The 22,372-nt window shown below is 64.4% G+C and carries 26 protein-coding genes; 7 read left to right on the top strand and 19 right to left on the bottom strand.

Features of this window, described 5'->3' with window-relative positions; translation table 11 throughout:
• Positions 1 to 25: 25 nt before the first annotated feature.
• The 4 genes from AC1DYN_RS16035 to AC1DYN_RS16050 form a co-directional block, all read right to left on the bottom strand.
• A complete protein-coding gene (locus tag AC1DYN_RS16035; RefSeq protein WP_477961234.1) occupies positions 26 to 928 on the bottom strand; it encodes a sigma-70 family RNA polymerase sigma factor in 903 nt (300 codons plus the stop codon).
• Positions 925 to 1,683 carry an SDR family oxidoreductase gene (locus tag AC1DYN_RS16040; RefSeq protein ID WP_477961236.1) on the bottom strand — a complete coding sequence of 253 codons (759 nt, stop codon included), beginning with the start codon at positions 1,681 to 1,683 and terminating at the stop codon, positions 925 to 927. The genes AC1DYN_RS16035 and AC1DYN_RS16040 overlap by 4 nt, the downstream gene beginning before the upstream one ends.
• A 118-nt stretch (positions 1,684 to 1,801) precedes the next feature.
• Entirely contained in the window at positions 1,802 to 2,830 is a 1,029-nt protein-coding gene (locus AC1DYN_RS16045; RefSeq protein WP_477961238.1) for a hypothetical protein, read from the bottom strand.
• Between the two features lie 195 nt (positions 2,831 to 3,025).
• Positions 3,026 to 4,297 (bottom strand): putative Na+/H+ antiporter, encoded by a 1,272-nt coding sequence (locus AC1DYN_RS16050; RefSeq protein ID WP_477961240.1) that lies wholly within the window; start codon positions 4,295 to 4,297, stop codon positions 3,026 to 3,028.
• A 173-nt stretch (positions 4,298 to 4,470) separates the two neighbouring features.
• Between AC1DYN_RS16050 and pal the strand changes: the two genes are divergently transcribed.
• Complete coding sequence (gene pal, locus AC1DYN_RS16055) at positions 4,471 to 5,028, top strand: peptidoglycan-associated lipoprotein Pal (protein ID WP_477961242.1); 558 nt, start codon at positions 4,471 to 4,473, stop codon at positions 5,026 to 5,028.
• Between the two features lie 38 nt (positions 5,029 to 5,066).
• Here the strand turns inward: pal and AC1DYN_RS16060 are convergent, their stop codons facing one another.
• Positions 5,067 to 5,582 carry a MarR family winged helix-turn-helix transcriptional regulator gene (locus tag AC1DYN_RS16060; RefSeq protein WP_477961243.1) on the bottom strand — a complete coding sequence of 172 codons (516 nt, stop codon included), beginning with the start codon at positions 5,580 to 5,582 and terminating at the stop codon, positions 5,067 to 5,069.
• Between the two features lie 64 nt (positions 5,583 to 5,646).
• Between AC1DYN_RS16060 and AC1DYN_RS16065 the strand changes: the two genes are divergently transcribed.
• From AC1DYN_RS16065 to AC1DYN_RS16080, 4 genes are all read left to right on the top strand, one after another.
• Positions 5,647 to 7,131 (top strand): chloride channel protein, encoded by a 1,485-nt coding sequence (locus AC1DYN_RS16065; RefSeq protein WP_477961278.1) that lies wholly within the window; start codon positions 5,647 to 5,649, stop codon positions 7,129 to 7,131.
• A gap of 220 nt (positions 7,132 to 7,351) precedes the next feature.
• Positions 7,352 to 8,194, top strand: a complete 843-nt coding sequence (locus tag AC1DYN_RS16070; protein ID WP_477961244.1) for a DUF3014 domain-containing protein — start codon at positions 7,352 to 7,354, stop codon at positions 8,192 to 8,194.
• Positions 8,194 to 9,384: a cation:proton antiporter gene (locus AC1DYN_RS16075; protein WP_477961246.1), complete on the top strand. Its 1,191-nt coding sequence runs from the start codon at positions 8,194 to 8,196 to the stop codon at positions 9,382 to 9,384. Before AC1DYN_RS16070 ends, AC1DYN_RS16075 begins: the two co-directional genes overlap by 1 nt.
• 1 nt (position 9,385) lies before the next feature.
• Positions 9,386 to 10,510 (top strand): YbdK family carboxylate-amine ligase, encoded by a 1,125-nt coding sequence (locus tag AC1DYN_RS16080; RefSeq protein ID WP_477961248.1) that lies wholly within the window; start codon positions 9,386 to 9,388, stop codon positions 10,508 to 10,510.
• 36 nt (positions 10,511 to 10,546) lie between these two features.
• Here AC1DYN_RS16080 and AC1DYN_RS16085 read toward each other — a convergent pair whose 3' ends face one another.
• Genes AC1DYN_RS16085 through AC1DYN_RS16100 form a run of 4 tightly spaced genes read right to left on the bottom strand, consistent with a single transcriptional unit; the run spans position 10,547 to position 12,755 of the window.
• Complete coding sequence (locus AC1DYN_RS16085) at positions 10,547 to 11,785, bottom strand: cation:proton antiporter (RefSeq protein WP_477961250.1); 1,239 nt, start codon at positions 11,783 to 11,785, stop codon at positions 10,547 to 10,549.
• Positions 11,786 to 11,845: 60 nt separating this feature from the next.
• Positions 11,846 to 12,106, bottom strand: a complete 261-nt coding sequence (locus AC1DYN_RS16090; RefSeq protein WP_477961252.1) for a DUF5985 family protein — start codon at positions 12,104 to 12,106, stop codon at positions 11,846 to 11,848.
• A 10-nt stretch (positions 12,107 to 12,116) separates the two neighbouring features.
• A complete protein-coding gene (locus tag AC1DYN_RS16095; RefSeq protein ID WP_477961254.1) occupies positions 12,117 to 12,377 on the bottom strand; it encodes a DUF5985 family protein in 261 nt (86 codons plus the stop codon).
• A gap of 3 nt (positions 12,378 to 12,380) precedes the next feature.
• Complete coding sequence (locus AC1DYN_RS16100) at positions 12,381 to 12,755, bottom strand: hypothetical protein (RefSeq protein WP_477961256.1); 375 nt, start codon at positions 12,753 to 12,755, stop codon at positions 12,381 to 12,383.
• Between the two features lie 187 nt (positions 12,756 to 12,942).
• Here AC1DYN_RS16100 and bufA2 point away from each other — a divergent pair, with 187 nt between their 5' ends.
• Both bufA2 and AC1DYN_RS16110 read left to right on the top strand, forming a co-directional pair.
• Positions 12,943 to 13,200: a BufA2 family periplasmic bufferin-type metallophore gene (bufA2, locus tag AC1DYN_RS16105; RefSeq protein WP_477961257.1), complete on the top strand. Its 258-nt coding sequence runs from the start codon at positions 12,943 to 12,945 to the stop codon at positions 13,198 to 13,200.
• A 51-nt stretch (positions 13,201 to 13,251) separates the two neighbouring features.
• Positions 13,252 to 14,232 carry a hypothetical protein gene (locus tag AC1DYN_RS16110; RefSeq protein ID WP_477961259.1) on the top strand — a complete coding sequence of 327 codons (981 nt, stop codon included), beginning with the start codon at positions 13,252 to 13,254 and terminating at the stop codon, positions 14,230 to 14,232.
• On the opposite strand, the gene AC1DYN_RS16115 is transcribed toward AC1DYN_RS16110, so the two are convergent.
• From AC1DYN_RS16115 to AC1DYN_RS16160, 10 genes are all read right to left on the bottom strand, one after another.
• Entirely contained in the window at positions 14,216 to 14,887 is a 672-nt protein-coding gene (locus AC1DYN_RS16115) for a haloacid dehalogenase type II (protein ID WP_477961262.1), read from the bottom strand. The two genes, AC1DYN_RS16110 and AC1DYN_RS16115, sit on opposite strands and share 17 nt — an antisense overlap.
• A 157-nt stretch (positions 14,888 to 15,044) precedes the next feature.
• Positions 15,045 to 15,377: a Mor transcription activator family protein gene (locus AC1DYN_RS16120; protein WP_477961264.1), complete on the bottom strand. Its 333-nt coding sequence runs from the start codon at positions 15,375 to 15,377 to the stop codon at positions 15,045 to 15,047.
• Positions 15,374 to 17,518 carry a phage terminase large subunit family protein gene (locus AC1DYN_RS16125; protein ID WP_477961280.1) on the bottom strand — a complete coding sequence of 715 codons (2,145 nt, stop codon included), beginning with the start codon at positions 17,516 to 17,518 and terminating at the stop codon, positions 15,374 to 15,376. The genes AC1DYN_RS16120 and AC1DYN_RS16125 overlap by 4 nt, the downstream gene beginning before the upstream one ends.
• A gap of 5 nt (positions 17,519 to 17,523) precedes the next feature.
• Complete coding sequence (locus tag AC1DYN_RS16130) at positions 17,524 to 18,012, bottom strand: terminase small subunit (RefSeq protein WP_477961266.1); 489 nt, start codon at positions 18,010 to 18,012, stop codon at positions 17,524 to 17,526.
• A gap of 156 nt (positions 18,013 to 18,168) precedes the next feature.
• On the bottom strand, positions 18,169 to 18,975 hold the full coding sequence (locus AC1DYN_RS16135; protein ID WP_477961268.1) for a hypothetical protein: 807 nt from the start codon (positions 18,973 to 18,975) through the stop codon (positions 18,169 to 18,171).
• 26 nt (positions 18,976 to 19,001) lie between these two features.
• Positions 19,002 to 20,378: a replicative DNA helicase gene (locus AC1DYN_RS16140; protein ID WP_477961270.1), complete on the bottom strand. Its 1,377-nt coding sequence runs from the start codon at positions 20,376 to 20,378 to the stop codon at positions 19,002 to 19,004.
• Entirely contained in the window at positions 20,375 to 21,430 is a 1,056-nt protein-coding gene (locus tag AC1DYN_RS16145; protein WP_477961272.1) for a helix-turn-helix domain-containing protein, read from the bottom strand. Before AC1DYN_RS16145 ends, AC1DYN_RS16140 begins: the two co-directional genes overlap by 4 nt.
• Before the next feature lie 110 nt (positions 21,431 to 21,540).
• Positions 21,541 to 21,834, bottom strand: coding sequence for a hypothetical protein (locus AC1DYN_RS16150; RefSeq protein WP_477961273.1), 294 nt, complete (start codon positions 21,832 to 21,834; stop codon positions 21,541 to 21,543).
• On the bottom strand, positions 21,834 to 22,208 hold the full coding sequence (locus AC1DYN_RS16155) for a phage regulatory CII family protein (protein WP_477961275.1): 375 nt from the start codon (positions 22,206 to 22,208) through the stop codon (positions 21,834 to 21,836). Before AC1DYN_RS16155 ends, AC1DYN_RS16150 begins: the two co-directional genes overlap by 1 nt.
• On the bottom strand, positions 22,205 to 22,372 hold a 168-nt coding region (locus AC1DYN_RS16160; protein ID WP_477961282.1), incomplete at its 5' end, for an ATP-binding protein. The genes AC1DYN_RS16155 and AC1DYN_RS16160, both read right to left, overlap by 4 nt.

Consider the following 22,372-nt stretch of genomic DNA (forward strand, 5'->3'; position numbering starts at 1 on the left):
CGGCTACGGGTCAGCCAGGCGGAGCTCATCCCGCAAGCGCCAGACCCGCCTCGGCGACGACGTACCTGACGTAGCGATAGTCACGGATGAACTTGATCCGGCCGTCGGCCCACTCAAGCCACATCATGTAGCTCGGCCGTTCATCGGCTCTGTCGTCGAAGACCGCAATCACCTCGCTTCCATCCAGCCAGGCGGGCGCCAGCCAAACCTCCGGACTCTGGGCATAGATGGTGAAGAACATGCCGACTTCCGATCGACCCACGCGCAGCGAATGGCTGGACTGGCTGAGCTTGACGTCGTCAGCCAACAGGGCCCTCAGGCCGTCCCAGTCCCGCCGGTTGAAGAGCGCGACGTAGCGGGATACCTCGTCTGACGGCGGGGACACGTCGGACTGTGGGGCGACCCGCGCATTGATTTCGCGCAGACGCGCACGCCCACGCGCAAGATGCGCCTTCACGGCATCCACCGAGAGATCGAGAAGCGCCGCGATCTCGGTGAGAGATTCGCCGAGCACGTCCTTCAAGACGACAGCGCTGCGTTGAAGAACCGCAAGTTCCGCGAAGCGTGCCACCGCAGTCTTGACGGCATCCGAGCGCATCAGCAGCTCCAGCGGATCCGATGGCTCCGCCGCTGCAATATCCTCTGCTAAGTTCAGTGGTTCCGCCATCCGAACCGCTCGTCCGCGAAGGAGATCAAGGGCGCGGTTGTGAGCGACCCTGAACAGCCAAGGCCGAAGTGGCGGCAACTCGTCCAGATCCTGCAGTGCCACCAGCGCGCGCAGAAGCGTGTCCTGCACCACATCCTCGCCTTCGATGACCGACCCCATCAGTCTGGCGCAATAGCGATGCAGCTCGGGCCGCACTTCGGCGGCGAGGGCGACCAACCGCGCCTGGCGGTCATGCCCAGAACGTGAGGATGCTGACGTCAAGCCGCGACCTCCTCCAGGATGGTCACCCCGGTGTCGCCCTGGAGCCCAAACGCCATCCCCTTGTCGAACTGTGGATCACTGAGCACAGTCAGGACCTTCTCACCGAAATCCCTCGGTGGCATCGGGGCACCGAATCGCTCGAGGAACTGCTCCTTGGGAATTCCCATCACCGTGGCGTAGGCGATCGCACCTGCGTCTCCCACACCAGTGCCTGCGACCATCTGCTGCGGAACGATCACCTGAAAGCGGATGCCAAGGTCATCCTGCGCAGAAACTCCGTTGGCGTACCTGGCCATGAGCCACAGCATGCGCTTCGCGCCAGCGTAGCCGCCGGAGAGCGGCGAGCCGTTCAGGGCTGCCCCGCTGGCCCCGACCAGAACACGACTGCCGCGCTTGAGCGGAAGTCTGAGCGCCGCCTGGATCCAATGGAACCCGGCCTTGACATCCGTCTCCCATGTTGCTGAGAAATCGCCCCAGGTCACCGCGTCCAGCCGCCCCATCGGTGGCCTCGCGCCCGCATTGAGCACCAGGACATCCGGTCGCATCTCGGCGAGCAACCGCTGGGCGGCCTCGGCATCTGTCACATCGGCGGAAACTGTCTCGACCCCCCACCTTGTTCGAACGGCCACGAGCGCGTCTGAGCCGCGCGCGACCACGGTCACCTTGGCGCCGCGCGACACCAGCGCCTCGACCAGCCCCAGGCCAAGCCCTCGGCTTCCCCCGGTGACAACCACCTTCATGCTGCTGAGATCCATTGGATGCTCCACGGTTGATATACCGCCAAGACGATCCAGGTGGGCAAAAGGAGTCAGAAAGCGACCGGAACTATGGCGCTCAGCGATGGCCCGGGCCGGTACTCGGCAAATCCGTCCGTCAAGGCGGAGTTTGTGCGATCTCGACGATCTGCTTCCAAAGCCGGCGCAAATCGTCGGACAGCTTGACGATTCCTTCCAATGTTCCCTGGCTGGGCTTCGTCAACCACCACACCGCGCCGGAGACCATGGCCGTGGCTCCGAACAGGCTCGTGGCCACCAGCGCGAAGGTATGGAAATTCTGGGTGTTCTGTGGCACCTCGTAGGGATTCTGCGAGATGTTGGTCTGCTGCTCCCCACCAAGAATCTGGCTCTGCCGGCCCGGGATCTCCATGGTGCCTTGCAACGTCCGGTTCGTCTCTGGGTCCACCATACTGACCTCGGCGCTCATTCCGGGTGTGTAAATGGAGTAGTTCGTCGCGGGCGACTGCATTGTGAGCGAGCCGAAAATGATGTTCGTCTGTGGCGGCGTCGTGAGCCAGTTCACGAGCGTGTCCATGTTGAGGATGGCCCCCGAAGCGGCAAGCCCCCCGGACGTCAGTGCGATTCGCTTCGCGATGTCCGAGATTGACGTCAGAGCTTTGTTGGGAGCAGCATTCGCGAGTTGCGTTCGGACTGGGCCAATCTGCTTGGCTGCGATCGCGATGGGCCGGAGCCAGTTGAGCAGCTGAGTGTCGTTGGCGGTAACAGGAATTGCGCCGGCCGGGCCTAGGACGTGCGTGTTCAAGGCAGCATAGATCGCGATGATCTCGGCGTCGTCGTGAGCCACCGCAAGCGACCGGACGATCGAGACTGCCTGCTGAAGATTGGCCGTATCGAATGGAAATGGAATGTCGGGGTCCGGATTCGCGTGGTTGATCTGGATACGCTGCACTGCAGTTGCAGGTCCCGCCGCCATCACCCTCTGCACGGGCAGTAGCCCAAGGCGCTCGAATTGGCGCCTCTGCGCCGCAATGCGCGGGCTCGTGTCGATGTCGACCTGGCGATTGCTCGATGAAACCGCCGTTGCCGCAGACCGCGCGGATGTCGTGGAGTTCGCGGCCGCTTGATGCGGGACAGGATCATGGACACGGTCGGCTGCGGAATGCATGCAGTTCACCTCCTGGAAGGGACAAGAGATGCACGACCGTACCCTCTGCCAAGCCGCGGGGCAGACAGGAGGATCGCAACGCGTGCTATCGGGCAGCACAGGTCGTCAGTGTTGCTTGACGGGGAAGCTCACGTCCATCAGCCAAATGCTGAACTTCAGCCGGATGAAAGCTGAGTCCGCGCTCGCCTTGAAGATCTAGAGGATGAACGCCACCGCCGCGACGAGGGTAGGCAGAGCCGCACCAGCAAGCAACGATCCTGCGCCAATGGTCTCGTCTGCGAAGCCCTGCTTCAGCAGCGCAACCCCCGCTGGATTGGGCGCGTTGGCAATGACTGTCAGTCCGCCTCCAGCCACCGCACCAGACACCAGCATGTACTTCGCTTGCTCCGACATGCCGGTGCTAAGGGATCCAAGGTAGGTCAGGGCCGCGTTGTCCGTGATGGCTGTCAGACCGAGCGCACCGAAGAACAACGCCAACGGTTCCAGGGACTCGATCACGGGCTGAAGCCACCAGGTCTGCAATCCACCGAGGACGACGAGGCCTGCCAGGAAGAATCCCACGAGAAGCGCCTCACGAACGATCAACGGACTCTGGTGCCGCTCGTACGCCTGGGTGAAACCAAGAAACATCAGGAACACGCCGAGAAATGCCACCGGGTGATGTGCCAGAACGATGACCACGGCGAGCATGGTCAGGTGAACCATGACGACGGCCATCGGAACCCGCTCAGCCTTGCCTGACTCTTCAAACTGCGGTGCTCGGGAGAGAAGATGCCTTCGCAGCACGAAGGTGGCAGCCGTCGCGTTGAGCACGACGGCGATTGCTGCCTTCCAGCCAAAAGTCAGGAGCATGAACATGCTGTCCCATTGCCAGGTCGAAGCCACCATCAGCACGGGAGGTGCTGCAAATGAAGTAAGCGTTCCCCCGATTGAGACATTGACGAAAAGCACGCCAAGCGCGAGGTACTTTGGCGGTTCGGGAATGTCGCGACGGAAGATCTGCGGTGCGAGCATCAGGGCCGCCATGGTCATCGCGGCGGGCTCGGTGATCAACGATCCGAGCAACGGCACGGCCGCCAGTCCGAGCCAAGCCGATGCGCACGCCGTGGGCACAGGGAGGAATCTCGCGAGTGCATCGATGACGCTGCGAACCGTCTGCAGGATCGGACGCGAAGCGGCGATCACCATCACCACCACGACGAAGAGCGGTTCGGTGTAGTCACGCGTCTCCGCGTAGCCGAGAGCTTCAGCGCTTCCTGCCAGCAACGCGATCGCTACGATCAGCACGATGGCCCACAGCCCGAAGACGACCTCCACTTCGCCGAGCAGGTGGAACAGCCCTGCATGCCTGGGGAAGCGCATCGAAAGTCGCTCGATGTACTTGGCAGCGAAGGTGTGTGCGAGCGCAAGAGCAAACAGCGCAGCGGCGACGGCGTGCACCGTATCCCGGTTCAGTTCAATGGACATGACGACTCCGCGTGGCGGCCCGACCATCGCATGAACCTGCTGCCCCGCRGAATGCAGAGCAACACCCTGATGCGAGTCTACCCAAGCAAGAGGCCCTCAGGGCATACGCGATTTACATTTGGACAAACATTCATGTACGATGAATTTGGATTCGCCAAATTGGAGACACCGAAATGCCACGCTTCAGCAGCACTGCTGTCCTCACGACACTGCTAGTGATCCTATCGGCCTGCAGCAACACGCCGATCCAGCAGACGGCGACGCCTTCCCAGGCCGCCCCTGTCGCCCAGGCGCCGACAGGCCCGGCAACGGCGGGCAATTCACAGCCGGTGCCCCCGGAGAACTCGACGACAGCGGCGCTTCCCGCACACCTGGACCCCAATAGTCCGATCTCCCGCGAGCGCAGCATCTACTTCGACTTCGATGACTTCTCGGTCAAGCGGGAGTACGTGCCGGTGATCGAGCGCCATGGCAAATACCTGCTGTCCCAGCCCGCCATCACGATCAGGATTGAAGGCAATGCCGACGAGCGCGGCAGCGCCGAGTACAACCTTGCACTCGGGCAGAAGCGCGCACAGGCCGTGCTGCGCGCGCTTGCGATCTACGGCGTCAAGGAGAGCAGGATGGAAGCCGTCAGCTGGGGCAAGGAGCGCCCCAAAGCCTCCGGCCACGACGAAGAATCGCTTGCCCAGAATCGCCGCGCCGACCTGGTCTATCCCAGGCAGCAATGAGCCCAGCGGCACGCTGAGCCCCGATGACCTCTCCCGATCTACTGGCCGAGCGGCAGGTTTGCGGCCCGCTCGTCCGCATCCAGCGCAGCGATCAACTTGGCCAGGTCGGCGTCCAGTCGCCTCAAGGTTGCGGGATCCAAGCCAGCCAGGGCCTGAGGCAGCACGCCAGTGAACGGACCTGGCGCCCTCCGCAAGACTTTGGCGCCTGCCGGCAGGATACTGAGCTGCACCGTGCGGCGATCAGGCCCGTCCTTGAGGACCTGGACCATCTCACGCTCGACGAGCGTCTTCACGAGGTTGCTGGCCGTCGATTGGTGAACGTCCATGGCCTTCGCCAGGTCGCTGACGCCCAGCCCGCTGCGGGCACGGATGATGCTGAGCGCCCACAACTGGGCGCCACCAATGCCGGTTTTCTTCTCGACCTGCTGAAAGTGCGTCTTGACCGCATTGAAAACGAGTCGGAAGCGCCTGAGCACGCGGGCAGCAGGTTCGCCAATCTCGCTGTCAGAGGGCTCCTGTCCTGGCTCGGTGTCGATGGTCTTTCGTTTGAGCATCGTGGAATGATATGAGACACCCAACGCTCATGCAGGACCGGCGCCTGCGAGCCTGCAGCCCATGATGAGAACGGAGCACCCCATCGCGGCGGCCGTGCGTCGCGAGTTCTCCGATTGGCGCCTGTGGCTGGCCCGGGCGATCGTAATTGCCGTGGCCGTTGCGGCCGGCCTCACTGTCGTTGCGTTCACCTGGTTGACCGAACGGGCATTGGAACTGTTCTTCGCCATGCGCACCACATGGTGGTGGAGCCCGTTGATCTGGACGCCCGTATCGACCGGCGCCATCGTCTGGCTCACCAGGCGCTACGTGCAAGGCGCCGCGGGCTCAGGCATACCGCAGGTCATGGCAGCCCTGGATCCAGCGGTCGACGCCTCAACGCGAGGGCTGTTCGTCTCCATGAAGCTGACGGCAGCCAAGATCGCGCTCGGAGCCTGGGGCTTGCTCGCCGGCTTGTCTGCAGGGCGGGAGGGGCCATCAGTCCAAGTCGCAGCGGGGATCATGCATGGGGCGAAAGGCTGGCTGCCACGGCGATCGGCAGTCACCGCGCATGGGCTGCTTGTCGCCGGCGGCGCAGCAGGTATTGCCGCGGCATTCAACACGCCGCTGGCCGGCGTCATGTTCGCGATCGAAGAACTGTCGCGTACCCCCGAGCAGCGCAGCAGCGGCCTGATCATTGCGTCGATCGTCCTGGCCGGCCTGGTTGCAGTGTCGGTGTATGGCAATGGCACCTATTTCGGTGTCATCCACGTCCCCGAGATCGGGCTCTCCCTGCTCTGGCCAGGTCTGCTCGTCGTGTTGCTCGGGGGCTTGGCCGGCGGGCTGTTTGCTCGGCTGCTGATTGCGTCTCTGAGCGGATCGTCCACCGATGGCCTCAGCCGTTGGAAGCGCATGCGCCCGATTTCGTTTGCGTTCGCCTGCGGCCTGGCAGTTGCGATCATCGGCGTGATCAGCGAGGGAGCGACGTTCGGCAGTGGGTACGGATACACGAAGGGCATGCTCGAGGGAGCGCAACACGTTCCCGCGGTGTACGTTCTTCTGAAGTTCGTCGCGACCTGGCTCACCGCCTGGTCGGGCGTGCCGGGCGGAATCTTTGCGCCTGCGCTTGCGATCGGCGCAGCCATCGGCAACGACGTTGCCTTGCTGACGAACTACCCCTTCGCGGCGACCCTCATTGCATTGGGCATGGCGGCCTTTCTCGCCGCTGCGACTCAGGCCCCGCTCACGTCGTTCATCATCGTGATGGAGATGGTGGACGGCCATGCCATGGTGCTGAGCCTGATGGCTTGCGCACTGGGTGCCAGTGGGATCTCGCGCCTGCTGAGTCGTCCCCTGTACCCGACGCTCGCGCAGTTGCAACTCGATCGGTTGCCCAACGCACCTCGGCTGCTGAGAGGAAACGGACCGGCGTCCGAAGTGGAGGACCTGCCCTCGCGAGAGCTTGTGGGCGACACGCCTGCCGCCCCGGCCTTCGACTCCACATCTCCTTCGGTGCTCGTTCACCCGCCAGTGGTGACCCAAAAAAAAGGAGCTCCATCGGAGCTCCAATGAGGTCGTTTCTGTCGGCTACCGTCATCGGCTCGAGCGATGACGGCGGCGCTTCATTGTATTTGTGGGAATGTTTTTCTCCCAAGAGGATCGAGGGATTGATGAGCAAACTTTCACGCCCGCGCCATTCGCGTTCGACCGGCCTTCATTCGGGGAATCTCGACTCGGCGCGTGCGCCCGCTTTGATCAACGATGTGACGACCACCACGTTGAGGCGATCGACATGAAACTTGGCGTCAAGGTCGCGCTTGCTGCGGGCATCCTGGGGTTGGTTGCGGCCAATGCCTGGTTCTGGCTGAAACTGCCCGAATCGGGGGCCCCAGTCGCCACCTCGTCGCCCGAGCCGGCAACCCCTGCGGCGCTGCCCCCAGCCGCTGCGGCCAGCCCGACTACCGCTGGCATCCAACACCCGATCGAGAGTCTCGCGCTCGCTGAGCCTTCCGCGGCGGCACCTGATCTTGCTTCGGCCGTCCGCGATCTCTTCGGAAACAAGGCGGTGCTGGCACTGTTCCAGATCGACGACCTTCCCCGACGGGTCGCAGCCACGGTAGATGGCCTCGGCCGAGAGCAGGCGTCGCCGAGACTGTGGCCGCTCAATCCGGCTGAGGGTCGATTCGTGGTCGAGACGAAGGGAACGTCGGTGACCATCAGTCCGGACAACGGCTTGCGGTACACCCCGTACGTCCTGCTGCTGGAGACGGTGGACCTTCGTCAGGTCGTCGCGGTGTATGCGAAGTTCTATGGTCAGTTCCAGCAGGCCTACGAGGAACTCGGCTACCCGGGTCAGTACTTCAATGACAGGCTGATCTCCGTGATCGATCAGTTGCTGCTGACGCCAGACTTCACGGAGCCGATGGGGGTGCACCTGCCGACTGCCAACAGCCCCGTGCAACCCCAGAAACCCTGGGTGCTCTACGAGTTCAACGATGCCTCGCTGCAGGCGATGACTTCCGGCCAGCGCATGCTGCTGCGCACGGGCCCTGTGAATGAACGTCGAATCAAGTCCAAGCTGCGAGAGCTTCGCCGCCTGCTCACGTCCACCGCTGCGCCGTCGGTCCAGCGATGATGGCGGACACGCTTGCCGCTGCAGGTGCGGATCTCGCGTGGCCGCTGGCCATTGCGCTGGCGTGGATCCTTGGCGAAGCCGTGCACCGATGGACTTCTCTTCCACGCATCAGCGTCTACGGCGGCGTCGGCTTCGCGATGGGCAGCACGCAGTTCGGCTTGTTGCCGGAGAGTGGATCCGGCTCGATGATGCTGATCGCCAATGTCGCCTTTGGCCTCATCCTGTTCGAGTTCGGGTACCGAATCAACCTGCGATGGCTGCGCAGCAATCCCTGGCTTCCGGCGACGGGGCTGCTGGAGGCAGTGGCCACATTCGTCGCCGTGTACCTTCTGGCACTCGTATTCGGAATGCCGACGCTCACGTCGATCCTGCTCGCGTCACTCGCGATGTCGACTTCGCCTGCAGCCGTCATGCGGGTCGTGAACGAAGAGCGTAGCTCCGGTCAGGTCACCGAACGGCTCTTGCACCTGACGGCGCTGAATTGCCTGCTGTCGGTTCTTGCATTCAAGGCGATCGTGGGAATCTGGACGTTCCAGACGTCCGGTAGCCTCTGGCAGGCGGTCTCCAACAGCGTGGTGCTGCTCGGCGCCTCGGTCGTCCTCGGCAGTCTGTTTGGCGTTGCGGTCCCGGCGGTACTGCGCCGCACCGGCCGGCTGACACGCGACGCCACGCTTGCCTTTGCGATCGGCGTGGTCCTGCTTGTTGCGCTGGCACACGCCATGCGACTGTCTCCCGTACTGGCCGCACTGACATTCGGCTTCGTGGCACGCCACCGGCGCGTGGTGCTGAACCAGGCCCAGAGAAACTTCGGTGCGTTGGGCGACCTCCTGACCATCGCTCTGCTCGTCTTCGTGGCCTCCACGTTGTCCTGGCAACGCGTGTGGCTCGGTCTTGGCTTCGCCGTGCTCTTCGTCGCTGTCCGATCCGTGATCAAGGTGGCGGTCGTCGGTGCATTCGCGCAAGTGAGCGGCATCTCCTGGCGCAAGGGCGTGTTGACGGGATTGGCCATGGCACCGATCTCGGTGTTCGTGATCCTGCTGCTCGAGCAGGAGCGCTACCTTGGCATCGACCTCGTGGATCAGGTGGCTCCGCTCGCCGCTGCGACCTTGCTGCTCGAACTGCTCGGACCGATCGCGACGCAGCGTGCGCTGATGCTGGCTGGCGAGAGCAGTGAACCGGAGGACGGTTGACGTGGTACTCGAACCATTCAAGACCTCGGATCCGCTAACGCTCGGCGTGGAGTTGGAACTCCAGCTCGTGAGCCTGAGCAACCTGGATCTCATCGACGCCAGCCCCGACATGCTGGAGCTTCTCGCCAGGCGCCCCTTCCCCGGCAACGTGGTGCCGGAGATCACGGAAAGCATGATCGAGATTTCGACCGGCGTGCACCGCGATCATGCGGGCGTGCTCGCCCAACTGCGCGAGATCCGCGACGCCCTCGTCGGCGCGGGCGATCGCCTCAACGTCGGCATCTGCGGCGGCGGCACGCACCCGTTCCAGCAATGGTCCGAACGCAAGATCTTCTCGAAGCCGCGGTTCAAGGAAGTCTCCGTCCTGTACGGCTACTTGGCGAAGCAGTTCACGATCTTTGGGCAGCACATCCACGTCGGCTGCGCATCGGGCGACGACGCCATGTTCCTGCTGCATTCCCTGAACCGCTATGTGCCGCACTTCATCGCCCTGGCCGCATCGTCGCCGTTCGTTCAGCGCAAGGACACACTGTTCAACTCCGCAAGGCTGAACTCTGTCTTTGCCTTCCCGCTCAGCGGGAGAGCGCCCTTCACGCTGAGCTGGGACGACTTCGCTCACGGCTATTTCGCGCGCATGGCCCACACCGGCATCGTGACGAGCATGAAGGACTTCTATTGGGACATCCGACCCAAGCCGGAGTTCGGAACGATCGAACTGCGCGTGTGCGATACGCCATTGACTGTCGAGCGCGCCGCAGCGTTGGCTGGCTACCTGCAGTGCCTCTGCGCCATGCTTCTCGAACACGCGGAACCAGATCCCGCGGAGAACGACTACCTCGTCTACAACTACAACCGCTTCCAGGCCTGCCGATTCGGGCTGGACGGCCTCGTAGTCCATCCGAAGACCTATGAATCGGTACCACTTCGAGATGACATCCTGACCACCATCGATCGCTTGGCGGCCAGGCCGGGCCAGGGCATCTCCGTTGCGCTGGATCACGTCAGACGGGTCTGCTCCGGTGGGAGCGATGCCAGCTACTTGCGTCTGCAGTACGAGAGCCGCGGCAGTTCGGAAGGTATGGTTGACGCCGCGATCTCTCGCTTTCGTGACGCAGCAAACGATTGAAGCCATCGCTGGCCGTTGTCGGCCGTAGACACGGGGTCACGCCCCGGTGACACGCCGACGCACAACCTGCCCGATCGACAGGCCTTGCCCCAGGATCGAAAACACCACCACGCAGTAGGTCAGGGCCAGGATGGTGTCTCGATGCGGTCCTGCCGGCAATGACAAGGCCAGCGCAACAGAGATGCCGCCGCGCAGACCACCCCACGTGAGGACCCACCCGGAACCCTTCGGAAGTTTGAATACTCCGGGGAGTGCAGCTACGGGAAGGCCCACCGTCAAAGCCCGCGCCAGCAGCGTGACGACGACGGCCACCGCCGCGGCGGTGAAGATGCTGGCGGAGAAACTGATCAGCAGCACCTCCATGCCCATCAGCACGAAAAGCACGGCGTTGAGCATCTCGTCGATCAGTTCCCAGAAAAGATCGACATAGTGGCGAGTGGTGTCCGACATGGCGAGCGCCCGCCCGCCATTGCCGATCATCAGGCCGACCACCACCATGGCGAGCGGCCCCGAGACGTGCAGCCGGCTGGCCACGGCGTATCCGCCGGTCACCGCCGCCAGCGTCAGCAACACCTCCACCTGATAGTTGTCGACGCTTCGCAGCAGGCGAAACGTTATGTAGCCGAGCACCAGGCCGAAGACGATGCCCCCGCCCGCCTCTCGCAGCAACAGCGTCAAGCCCTGCGCGGCAGTCGGCGAACTGCCGCTGACAAGCATGCCCAGCAACAGCGAGAAGATGACGACGCCAACGCCGTCGTTGAACAGAGACTCGCCCGCGATCACCAGTTCAAGGTTCTTCGGTGCACCGGCCGTCTTCAGGATTCCCATCACGGCGATCGGATCGGTCGGCGAAATCAGCGCACCGAACAGCAGACAGTAGATCAAGGGAAGGTCCAGCCCGACCCACGGCAGCGCCACCCAGGCACCGAACCCGACGGCCAGCGTTGACAGCAACGTCCCGAGTACCGCCAGCATGCCCACCTGCCAGCGGTAGGCCCGCAACTCAGTCAAGTCCACATGCAGTGCGCCAGCGAACAGGAGCAAGGACAGCATGCCCTGCATGAGCACGTTCGAGAAATCGATCGAGCGAAGCAGCGACTCCTCGTACACCCGAAGGTCGTGACCGATGCCCATGGCGTCGAGCCCGACCAGTGCCAATGACATGAGGAGCGCGGCCATCATCACACCGATGGTGATGGGCAGCCCGATGAACCGATGGTTCAGGTAGGCCAACAACGCGGTCAGAACCAGGCAGGCAGAGGCAATCTCGAGCATTGATCAGGGTGCAGGAAGCATGAGCGGGAAAACGTTAGAGGCTACATCAACGCCTCGGCGTCACGGCTTTCGCCCTCGGTTCTTGCGCCACACCGCCACGAGGATGAGCCCGTACGACAGGAGCCGCACGAAGTAGTGCACCGGACGATCTTCGTTCCATGCAGAGGTGATGCCCATGTGAATCCGGTTGCCGGCCTCCAGCCAGAACGACAACATCAGGAACAGGAAGAACGAATCCCCACTGCTGCGCCAATATCGCAGAAAGAAGGTACCGATGGCAAAGGAGGCTACCGCGATGCCGCCGAGCAGCAGTTGATTCATGTCGGGGCCCTCACTCTCCGCTCTCCATGATCAGGCTGCACAGCAGCAGGATCAACGCGCTAAAGGCAACCGCGAGGCGCAGCGTCGACAGGTCCACCGTGGTGAAGACCACTCTGTCGAGCACGAGCAGGATGTTGTTCGCAGTGAGCCCGACGAAACAGACACCACTCCACATCAGCAGACGGAATCGGCTGCGGAAGTAGGCCCTGAGCAGAAGTACTGCACACAAGCAGGAGGTCATCGCGCACAACCCGTAGATCAGTTTCTCCACGCATCAGTCCTTTCGCAACCTGAAGGCATCGGCAAACCGATGAGCATTCCTTGTCGCCGCATCGTGAATCAGATTGGAGATGGCGATCACGTCGGAAGGGTAGGCCGCAGCGAGATCTCTCAGTGCCGCATGCAGGCTCTCGTCACGTGGCTGAAACCGATACTTGGGAGGCACATCGGTATTGCAGATCAGTATGCCGGCGGCGCAAAGCGCCTCGACGAGATCCTGGGCCCGTGCTTCAGGCATGTACAAGACCCTCGCCAAGGCTCCCACGTCACGTTCCATGGCCGGTGAGTTGTGGAACAACAGCACTGCCTCGAGGTACGGAACCGATGGGATGCTGGTCAGGACGAATCGACGAACCTCTTCTGAGATCACGGCTTGTTCTGTGCGCGAAGACGTCGGGCGAAAAGGCCACCTGAATGTTTGTCCGAATGTACTCCAACCGGATGCTCCGACGTTCTCTGTAAGGTTCGCACGAGCGCCGCGACCAAGGCCGRCAAACGCAGGAGGCATCCGCCGCCGGGTTTGCAATTGAACCTCTCAACCATCCCTGGAGATGAACATGCTGAACCTGAAATCCGGTCTTGCCCTCGCGACCACCGCCGCCGCCCTCTTCTCGATGGGCACCGTGGCAACCAGCGTCTACGCTGCCGACGAGGGCGGAGTCAAATGCTCCGGCGTCAACAGCTGCAAGGGCACGTCGGAATGCAAGACGGCCAAGAGCGAATGCAAGGGCCACAACAGCTGCAAGGGTCAAGGCTGGGTCGGCAAGAAGACGGCCGCCGAGTGCATGAGCGCCGGTGGCACGGTACTGAAGTAAGCGCCTCGCTCCGATCGGACATGCATGGCGGTGCCGGCAAGGGGAAATCGAATGGCCACTCGACTGTGGGACAGGAGAGCCACCCTGCGGGCGCTCGGAGCGTCCGGTGCACTGATCGGCGCTCCGGCTGCGATGCTGGGGCAGTCTTTGAGCCCTGAGCTGGTCTACGAGGCACTTCGCCAAGGACGGGGCGAGTCGCTGGACGTCGCCGGCGGCAAGCTGACGCTCGTTCTGAAGGCTGACGGCGCGGGACCGGAGTGGGTCGCGAACGTGCACCAGTGGGTCTTTCGCGCAGTCGCTGCCGTTTCGGCCTATTTCGGGAGATTCCCTGTCGATCGGGCCGGCCTGCTGATTCGCGCGGTGCCTGGCGCCGGCGTGCGCGGTGGCGTGAGCTACGGCTTCGATTCGTCTGCCGTCAAGGTCGACGTTGGAGTTGAGTCCCGGCCAAGTGACCTGCTGGATGACTGGGTGCTGACGCACGAGTTCGTTCACCTTGGCTTCCCGAGCCTCAGGAGACGGCACGTCTGGATCGAGGAAGGCTCAGCGACCTATGTGGAGCCGATAGCCCGCGTTCTGGCGGGGCAGTTGAGTGCCGATCGGATGTGGCGAGACCTGTTTGCCGATCTGCCCAAAGGACTCCCAGCGCCGGGCGACGACGGGCTCGACAACACACACACGTGGGCCCGCACCTACTGGGGCGGGGCCCTCTTCTGCTTGCTCGCCGATGTGGAGTTGCGACGCGAAACCGAGGGGCGCCATGGACTCCAGACGGCGCTGCGCGCCATCCGCGACGCCAGCCGGGGCAATGTCGCGTTCTGGACCATCGAACAGACGCTGGCGATCGGCGACGGCGCCACGGGACGCCCCGTGCTGATGGACCTCTATCGAAAGATGGCACCGGGCGCCATGGACGTCGACATCGCCGGGCTGATGGCGCAGCTGGGCGTCCACGAAGCGCCCGGAAAGACCGTCGAGCTGGACGACTCAGCGCCGCTCGCAAGCGTGCGACGCGGCATCACTTCAGTGCGCTGACCAACTGATCGAGCCCCTGCACCACCAGGCCGGGACGTTGCCCCAGTTCTTCAAAGGTGCCGGCACCCCTCTTGACCCAGCATGTTGAGAAGCCATAGTGGCCTGCGCCGGTCACATCCCATGCGTTGGACGACACGAAGAGGATGGAAGGCCTCGGCACGGCCAGCGCACGCTCGCCCAGCTCATACACGCGCGGGTCCGGCTTGAAAACCTGCGCCACCTCGACGCTGATCAAATGGGCGAACGGGTCATGAATGCCTGCATGCCGCACCACAGCTTCGATCGAGCGTCCCGACCCGTTTGAAACAATGGCCAGCGGCAGCCCAAGATCGTTGAGTGCATGCAGGGCAGCCGGCACTTCGGGGAACGCACGCAATCGAAGGTAGGCTGCACACAGCTCAGTGCGACGGTCCATGTCCAAGGCCAGGTCGAGGTGATGTGCGGTGTAGACCAGACTGTGTTCGGTCGCATTCTCGAAGCTCGCGTACTGACCCATCAGGCTGCGTAACCACGTGTACTCCAGCTGCTTTTGTCGCCAGAGCAAGCTGATCTCGCGGCCTCGTCCGGGATAGAAGCGTTCACACGTATCGGCGACCGAATGCACGTCACAGAGCGTTCCATAGAGATCGAACGCGATGGCACGGATGTCGTTCATGAACACTCCTTAGGCACACGCAATTCTGCCGTCTTGTCGTCCACTGCGCGCGCCAGGTCTCTTTGGCCGATCAGTATGTGCATCCTCCGCTCGGGCGAGCATTCGAGCACATCTTGTACTGATGCCAGATGCCTTCGCAGGACTCGAATCATGGCGGTCAACGTTGCCGGACGATCCGATAAACGGTCGAACGGGCCAGCCCGAAGAGCTGCATCAGTTGCTTGATGTTCCGGCCGTTGAACAACTCCCGCACGCGCTCGTCTCGCGCCGACTTGTCCGGCGCCGGCACATAGACGTCGTCGCCACCAAACCGCGCGCGCATGCCTTGCACGATCTCGTGAGCGATGGCACTCGCCCACGGTTCCTGGAACGCCAAGTCATCGCGCAGGATCTCGGTCATGTCGAACACCCACTGCGTGGCGGCGTCGGCCTTGATCTCGTGGGCATCGGGACGGGGTTGCTGCTGGTGTTGGAAGAGGGGTTGGCTCACAGGCGGCTGCTCCAAGAATCGCTGACGATGAAAGAGTTCGGGACGATGGGACGAACGGCGGGTGGTCGGGGCGCTGGTGGTGCCGCAGACGGAGGCGGTGCCGCGGCCACCGCGCTCGGTTGTGCAGACGTCTGCACTGGCGCCGAATCGCTCTCCGCATTTGGCGCGGGTGCCCCGCCGCCGGCGAACAGGTCCGGCTCCAGCCCGGCTTCGAGCCGCGCCCACAGCTTGTCGCTGAGCGTGTGCAGCCCGAGCATCTGCGCGCAGAACAGCGAATAGACCGTGCAGTCGAGCTTCTCGTTGCGCTTGCCGGCCGGCTTCAGCCAGCGGTGCTCCTCGCCGCGGCCGGTCTTCACCAGCATCCGGCTTTCGGCCGTCAGCTGGTCGTAGAACTCCGCCGTCAGCTCCCGCGCGAAGTGCACGTAGCCCGGCCCCGGCTGGCTGACTTGCAGGCGACCGTAGAGCAAGTCCTTCGCCGTGTCGGTGCCGACGTGCCACAGCCGCACGCCCTTGCGGATCGTCTTGCCGCGCTCGTTCACGTCGACCAGCACACTGGCGCTCTTGATCGGCCGACCTAGCCGCGTCTCGCCCTTCACCGCGTACAAGTTCTGGTTCGGCCGGTTGCGCACGAAGACGTAGCACTGGTGCGTGAAGTGGCCGCCCGTGTCGATCGCTACTGCGTCGGCCGACATCTCGACGCCACACACGTGCCGGTAGGTCGCCTTGATCGCCGGATCCAGCTTCAGATCCCATTCGCGCTGGTCGGCCGGGTTGCCGTAGATGACCAGGTCATCCACCACCCACATCTCTTCGCCACGGCCGAAGCCCCACACCACCAACTCCCAGCGGTCGCCCTGCACGTCCACGCCGATCGCGAGCTTCACGGCGCCGCGAGGCACCGCGCGGAGGGGATGCCCGTGCTTGCCACGCAGCGCGAGCTGGCTGGCGTCGGTCTTCTCCAGCTCCTGCTCATAGGTCTCGCCGCGGGTGGTGTTGATGAAGGTCTTCAGGTCGCTGTCGTCGCCGGCCTGCGCCTTCTTCGCCGCCGTCAGCCAATCGCGCACGATGCTGACCCAGGTCGCCTGCGGGCTGTACGCGGTCCAGCAGAAGAACGCCACGTGCTTCGGCGGCGCCACCTCGTCGTCCGCCGCATTCCTAAAGCGCAGCTGGACCGGGTCGCGTTCGTCGATCCAGAGCCCGTCCTCCCTACCCCCAAGGCTTTTCCAGCGGCCCTTCCAGGCGGCGAGGTACTCCGCCTGGGTGATGCACACGCCGCAGTGCGGGCAGACATGGCCGACTGTCTCCGGATCGCCGTCCGTCCACTTGAAGCCATGACGGGCGTCCTTGCCGCCCCAGTCGAGCGTGTGCTCCTCATCGCAATGCGGGCAGCGAATGAAGTACTGGAAGCGCACGTCGGCCTGGTGCTCGCGGTCCTCGATCAGGCTGAAGCCCTTCAGCTTGGGCGTGCTGCCGGCCACCGACTTCGGAAAGGTCGCGCCCTCGATGCGCTTGTCGCCGAGGCGGAAGGCGCTGCCCTCCTTCTCGATGTCCCGGTCGAAGCCATCGGTCTCGTCGTAGTAGACGCAGTCCACGGTGATGCGGCGATAGTTCTTCGCGGCCTTGCCGCCACGCAGGTGCAGCTGGCAGCCGAGGAACCGCTTCTTCTTGATCGTGTTGTCTTTGGACTTGCGGTTGAACTTCGGGAACACGCGGCGCATGACCCGCACGTCGCGCAGCATCGGCTCCAGCTCGGTGGTGACGAAGTCGTCGCGGTCCTCATCGGTCGGCTGGTACACCGCCTGGTTGCGGCGCTTGTGCTCGGCGAAGTAGCCGATGGCCGCGAGGAATATCTTGGTGTATCCAGTGCGCGCCGACTTCCGCCAGGTCACGTGCGTGATCTCGTCGTGGCCGATGCAGTCGGCAATGGCGACCTGGTACGGGTAGGCCTCCCAGCGGCCCTGCTCGTAGCTGCTCTCCTCCGACAGGTAGAAGTGCTCGGCCATCCACTGCGACAGACGCATCGGAGTCGGGGCTTCGAGCGGACGCAGGCCACGACGCAGCGCGGCGTTGATTTCGTCGCGCTGCTCGGTGCCGAGGTCGGCGAGCGACATCGGGCGATCCAGCTCCATCACGTGGTTCATGTCGTTCAAGCTTCATCCTCCTCGTCGGGTTCTTCTTCTGCGTCCGCCAGCGTCATCGCCGCCGCGCGGTTGCGAGCCTTGGTGACCTCCTCGTCGAGGATGCGCAGCGCCTCGCCGGGCAGGTCCACGCGGCGGCGCACGCGCGGCACCAGGCCCTGCAGCAGGCTGCCCACGTCGCCGGCCATCTTGGCGAGCACCAGCTCGAGCACCGACACCGGCGCGAGTTCTTTGCGGCTCTGCGCGTTGTCCATCGCGACGCGATCGGCCTGTTCACGGGCGAGGCGTGCCCGCTCGCGCGCCAGCTCGCCGTCGGCGCCGCGGCCCGCGGCCTGCTCACGCAGGTGCTTCGTGTACGCGCGCAGCCAGGTCGCCGCCGGCTGGCCGGCCAGCAAGATGCCGCGCGTCATCAGGTCGCTGACGACGGGCTGGCTCACGCCGACCATGTCGCCGAACTGTTCCTGCGTGACCGGACGCGAGAGCGGCAAAGACAGCATGTCCTGAGGGTCTCCCATGGATATAACCCCCTTAGGAACGCCCCGCAACTGCGGTGCAAACGGGGTTCGAATTACCCTTGACCGACCTCTCCCGGGAGGACCCGATGAGGGGGGTGGGGGGTGGGGTCGAAGCCCCTGCCGACCGAGGTGCGAACGTCATGCGCCCTGCCCTCCGTTCTCATTGCCACCGAGCCCGAGCTTCGCGAGCTGCTTCTGCATGCGCTGCTCGTAGTGCGACTTGAAGCGGCTGTCGATCACGCGCTGTGCCGTGCCGACGAAGTCGAAGCGCTTGCCATACCGCGTGCCGTTGACGAACAGCAGCACCGGCTTGACCGCACTGCCTGCGCTGAAGCGGTACCGCGCCCACACGCCGCGTCGCAGGTGCTGCATCTTGTCGCCGTGCTTCCACGAGCCACGCCCTTGCCTCGACTCGCCGCCATGCGCAACGAAGTACTCGACCTTGCTGCGCTTGGCCTTCGAGCGCTTCGAGCTGGTGGCGTTGGCATCCGAGCCCGCGAGGTTGAAGGCCTGCAGCTGGCTCAGGATCTGCACGATCTGGCCGCGCCCCATGTTGCCGTAGGCGTCGAGCTTGGCAGCCGCGCCCGGCACCGCCCGCTCGTTCTTGCGCATCAGCCCGGCCTGCACGAGGATCTCCTCGAAGCGCTTCAGCGGCCGGTTGCCGCCCTCGATCTGCGGGATCAGGTAGTGCGCCCGCGACGTGCCGTCCTTCAGCCACACCATCGCCTGCAGCTTGGTGCGGCTGGCGAAGGTGGTGCGCAGTGCACGCAGCGTGAACGCGGTCGGGTTGTCGAAGCTCGCGCGGATCTCGGCAACCTGCGCATCGCGCACCTCGCGCGTGGTGTCGTTGATGGCCTGCGCCATCACGTTCGGGTGCTCCTGCTGCAGCTCGCCGAACGCCTTCGCGATCTGCGCCGCATCGAAGCGGATGTTCATCTTCAGCATGTCTTCTCCCTCGGTCTGGTCGCGATTCAGTTCAGCCCACCACCACGCTGCTTGCTCAGCGCCTTCATGGGCGGAGGTCCTTCCCAGTCCGAGAAGCGCTGGAAGGCGCCATCGAAGGTGAAGTTCAGCGTGTCGGTCGGGCCGTTCTTGTGCTTGACCACCAGCAGCTCGGCGTGGAACTTGTTGGCCTCGGTCGGTGCGCGGCGGTGCTCGCGATGCAGCAGCCCGATCAGGTCGGCTGCGCCCTCGATGTCGCCGCTGTCGCGCAGGTCGCTCATCTGCGGCGTGCCGGTCGCCCGCTTYTCCGAATCACGGTTCAGCTGCGACAGCAAGATGACCCAGACGCCGAACTCCTTGGCCGCCCGCTTCAGGCCGTTGGCGATCTTCCCCAGCTCCTGGTTCCGGTTGTCACCGTCACCCTCCATCAGCTGCAGGTAATCGATGATCACGAGGTCCAGGTTCTTGTGCCGGCGTTTGACCTGCTGGATCTTGCGGCGCACGTCCATGATGCTGAGCGCCGCCTGATCGTCCATCGCGATGTGGAGCTTGCCCAGCGCGTCGATGCCCTCGCTGACGCCCTCCCACATGCTCTCCGGCGCGTTGCGTGGATTGCGCAGGTCCGCGAGGTTGACGCGGCCTGCAGCAGCGACCTGACGGGCCGTGAGCGAGTTCAGGCTGTCTTCCTGGGTCAGCATGAGCACCTGGTGCTTGCGGCCGACGTTGCGGCTGAGCGTCAGGCATATGGCCGTCTTCCCCATGCTCGGCCTGGCGCCGATGACCCACAGCTCGCCCGGACGGCCACCGCCCGCGGTGCACTGGTCCAGATCCTTCAATCCGGTCTGGATGGTCGTTTCCTTGCCGTCGTAGCGCTGCTGCAGGTCGTCGAGGTAGCTCACGACCAGCTCGCTGATGTCGCGTGGCTCGTTGCGCTCCGCAACGGCGTTCAGCGCCATCAGCTTCGTGATCATCTGGTCGATGACCTGGTCGACCGGTTGCGGCTTGCCGTCGGCACCGTGCGCACCGCGCATGATCTCGTCGGCCACTGCTGACCCGAGGCGCATCACCTCGCGTTCCCGCCAGCGCTCGACGATCAGCTCGGCGTGACGCTGCGCCGCCCGGCTGCTGGTCACGCAGGACAGCAGCTGGTTCAGGTAGATCATGCTGTGGCCGCCGCGGTCGTGGACGGTCACGAGGTCCGCCAGCTTGCCGGCCGTGAGCAGCTCGCTGATCGTCTCGTAGATCGCCCGGTGGTCGCGCTGGTAGAAGTGCTCCGGCTTCAGGATCGTGCCGACCACCTCGAAGGCCTGGTTGTCGAACAGCAGCGAGCCCAGCACGCTGTGCTCCGCTTCCTCGCTGTGCGGGGCGCTGTGGGGCACGCTGGAGGCTTCGGGACGCCGGCTCATGCGGACTCCCCTTGCTGCGCCAGCATCACGGCTTCCGCCTGCCGGCCCTGCGTCGTGAGGCGGGCGTCGGGATCGCCCGGCGCGATGAACCAGAGGTGGTACCAGTTGCCCTGCACGCTCTGGAAGAAGGTCTTGCGCCAGTCGCGCTGCCGCTTGCCCTGGTCCATGCGCCGAGCCTTGAACTCGTGCCAGTGCAGTTGCAGGATGTCCTGGCCGATGCGGGCTTGTTCGCAGTAGGCGAAGACCGGGTCGTCCTCGGGGATCACCGGCTCGCCCTTGGCCCGGCAGTCGGCGATGAAGTCGCGCAGGCTCACCAGCGGCAGCGACACCTCGGCATCGTCTTCGGTCAAGACCGCATTGCCCTTGCGGCCGGCGCGGGACTCCGCAGCATCGTCCGATGCTCGAACGTCGGCATTGACCTCGGGCTTGGCCTGAACCCTTGAGCRAAGTCCTTCWGCCCCAGAAGGGGGTTGGGGGTATCTTGTATTCAAWGGTTCATTGAYGGTTAGGGGGCACGTGGTGCCGGTCTGACCGGCATCTGGTGCCGGTATGCGGCACGTSGTGCCGGTCACCGCATGCGGCATCTCGTGCCGCTCACCGGCAYCTGGTGCCGCTTGGCGGCACGTGGTGCCGGTCTGCGACCGCGACATGGCGGGCAGTTGGGCGGCACCTCGTGCCGTGTCGCGTGGGCTCGACTGAGCAGATCCGTGGGTCGGACCTGCGGACCGCAGCAGGGCCTCGAAGGCGCCTGCGGTCGGGGCGAAAGCGTCCTCCGCTTCAGCGGCTTCGGCACACGCCTGCGCTCGGGCTTGCGCCTGGGCCTCGCAGATGGCCTGGATGCGGTGCAGCGCGAGCGTGTAGACGTTGGAGCGCTTGCGGCCGAGCCCGACCGCCATCAGCCCCTGCTCTTCGAGCCAGCGCACGGCGTTGCGCACCGCGCGCTCGCCGAAGCACGTGCGCAGGGAGATCGTGGCGATCGAGGGCCAGCAGCTGCCCTGGTCGTTGGCCTGGTCTGCCAGGCTGATCAGCACCGCCTTCTGGGTCGGCGGCATACGGATGGGCCAGCACAGGGCCATCACTGCGGTACTCATTGGGCAACACCCTTCCCTTGCAGCCGCTCGGGCCGCAATGCGTTCTGTCGGTTCATGTGGAGGTGCGGGCGTCAGGCCCGCAGGTTGGAGGCGTGGGTGAGGCGGCCCACGCGTTGGGCGTGGTCGCTCTGGCAGTCGGGATCGCAGTAGCGCGTGGCGGGGTCGCAGCGTTCGTCGCAGTTGGCGCAGGTGCCCAGTGGCGCGCGGATCAGGGTCAGCGCGTTGGCCTCCTGTTCGGCGCGCAGGCGGTGGCGGACCAGGGCCGCCTGCAGGTAGGCCGCCTCGCTGACGCTGATGAGGTCGTCTTCGCCTGCGCGCTCCAGCGTGTCGCGGCCGTCGTGCACGGTGATCGGCCCGGCGCGCATCAGCACACCTCCCGGAAGGTCTTGGGACGGCTGCGCTCGTTGCGCAGCCTCAAGGTGGTCAGCACCGCCTGGATCGCCGACACCAGTTCGGTGGCCTCGGTATCGACGCGGCGCAGTTCGTTGTCGGAGACGGCGCCGTCGGCCGTCACCTCGCTGACCTCGCTGATCAGCTCGGCGAACTCGCGAGCCACGCGCGTCACGCTCTGGAACGTGTCGTCGTCATCGCTGTCCGAGCACGCCGGCAGCGGCACCACCATGCAGTGGCACGCCATCGCGAAGGCGTTCAGGATGGCGTGGTGTTGAGTTCCACGGAGAGCTGACCCGGGTTTTCCATCCAATGTTGACCCACCCGTTTTCGAGCCAAGCTGGCTCACGTTGTGGATAACTTCTTGGCTTTGGACTCCTTCTTGGGCAGTGTGGGTTGAGCGGAGCTGTTCTTGAAGCGGTAGCTGTCGTTGCCGGTCTCCAGGATGTGGCAATGATGCGTGAGCCGGTCCAGCAGCGCAGTGGTCATCTTCGCATCGCCGAACACGGTGGC

This window comes from Rhizobacter sp. P2_D12, assembly GCF_056404395.1.

Coding starts and splice junctions, on each gene's coding strand:
- AC1DYN_RS16070 (WP_477961244.1), top strand. CDS start 7,352: ATGAAACTTGGCGTCAAGGTCGCGCTTGCTGCGGGCATCCTGGGGTTG.
- AC1DYN_RS16125 (WP_477961280.1), bottom strand. CDS start 17,518: ATGAACCACGTGATGGAGCTGGATCGCCCGATGTCGCTCGCCGACCTC.
- AC1DYN_RS16050 (WP_477961240.1), bottom strand. CDS start 4,297: ATGTCCATTGAACTGAACCGGGATACGGTGCACGCCGTCGCCGCTGCG.
- AC1DYN_RS16085 (WP_477961250.1), bottom strand. CDS start 11,785: ATGCTCGAGATTGCCTCTGCCTGCCTGGTTCTGACCGCGTTGTTGGCC.
- AC1DYN_RS16150 (WP_477961273.1), bottom strand. CDS start 21,834: ATGCGCGCCGGGCCGATCACCGTGCACGACGGCCGCGACACGCTGGAG.
- AC1DYN_RS16060 (WP_477961243.1), bottom strand. CDS start 5,582: ATGCTCAAACGAAAGACCATCGACACCGAGCCAGGACAGGAGCCCTCT.
- AC1DYN_RS16090 (WP_477961252.1), bottom strand. CDS start 12,106: ATGAATCAACTGCTGCTCGGCGGCATCGCGGTAGCCTCCTTTGCCATC.
- AC1DYN_RS16135 (WP_477961268.1), bottom strand. CDS start 18,975: ATGCTGAAGATGAACATCCGCTTCGATGCGGCGCAGATCGCGAAGGCG.
- AC1DYN_RS16040 (WP_477961236.1), bottom strand. CDS start 1,683: ATGGATCTCAGCAGCATGAAGGTGGTTGTCACCGGGGGAAGCCGAGGG.
- AC1DYN_RS16045 (WP_477961238.1), bottom strand. CDS start 2,830: ATGCATTCCGCAGCCGACCGTGTCCATGATCCTGTCCCGCATCAAGCG.
- bufA2 (WP_477961257.1), top strand. CDS start 12,943: ATGCTGAACCTGAAATCCGGTCTTGCCCTCGCGACCACCGCCGCCGCC.
- AC1DYN_RS16115 (WP_477961262.1), bottom strand. CDS start 14,887: ATGAACGACATCCGTGCCATCGCGTTCGATCTCTATGGAACGCTCTGT.
- pal (WP_477961242.1), top strand. CDS start 4,471: ATGCCACGCTTCAGCAGCACTGCTGTCCTCACGACACTGCTAGTGATC.
- AC1DYN_RS16075 (WP_477961246.1), top strand. CDS start 8,194: ATGGCGGACACGCTTGCCGCTGCAGGTGCGGATCTCGCGTGGCCGCTG.
- AC1DYN_RS16110 (WP_477961259.1), top strand. CDS start 13,252: ATGGCCACTCGACTGTGGGACAGGAGAGCCACCCTGCGGGCGCTCGGA.
- AC1DYN_RS16130 (WP_477961266.1), bottom strand. CDS start 18,012: ATGCTGTCTTTGCCGCTCTCGCGTCCGGTCACGCAGGAACAGTTCGGC.
- AC1DYN_RS16065 (WP_477961278.1), top strand. CDS start 5,647: ATGAGAACGGAGCACCCCATCGCGGCGGCCGTGCGTCGCGAGTTCTCC.